The organism is Sulfitobacter sp. HI0129 (assembly GCF_001635395.1).
Classification (GTDB): Bacteria; Pseudomonadota; Alphaproteobacteria; order Rhodobacterales; family Rhodobacteraceae; genus Sulfitobacter.
In genome coordinates this window covers 1-321 of record NZ_LWGH01000975.1, presented here as the reverse complement: position 1 = coordinate 321, position 321 = coordinate 1, and the positions used below count along the sequence as shown (strand labels likewise).

Sequence of the window (321 nt, the reverse complement as noted above, 5' to 3'; positions counted from 1 at the left end):
CGGCCACCGCGGCGGGGCTTTGCGGCTTTGCGATCGGAACCGAAACGCTTGGTTCCATCACATCGCCTTCGCAGCGATGTGGCACGACCGGGCTGCGGCCTACCTTTGGGCGCGTCAGCCGGGCAGGGGCGATGGCACTTTGCTGGTCTCTCGACAAGGTGGGACCCATTTGCCGGGGTGTCGAGGACACGGCGCTGGTTCTGGCAGCCATCAACGGTGGGGATCCGGCAGATCGCAGTTCGATCCATGCCCCTTTTGCCTTTGATGGAAACAAAAGCATTAAAGGGATAAAACTGGGCTATCTGCCGGAAGCCTTCGGAG

1 protein-coding gene is annotated in these 321 nt (G+C 61.4%); it reads left to right on the top strand.

The window, feature by feature from the left end:
- Positions 1–32: 32 nt before the first annotated feature.
- On the top strand, positions 33–321 hold a 289-nt coding region (locus tag A3764_RS21450; RefSeq protein ID WP_330220554.1), incomplete at its 3' end, for an amidase family protein.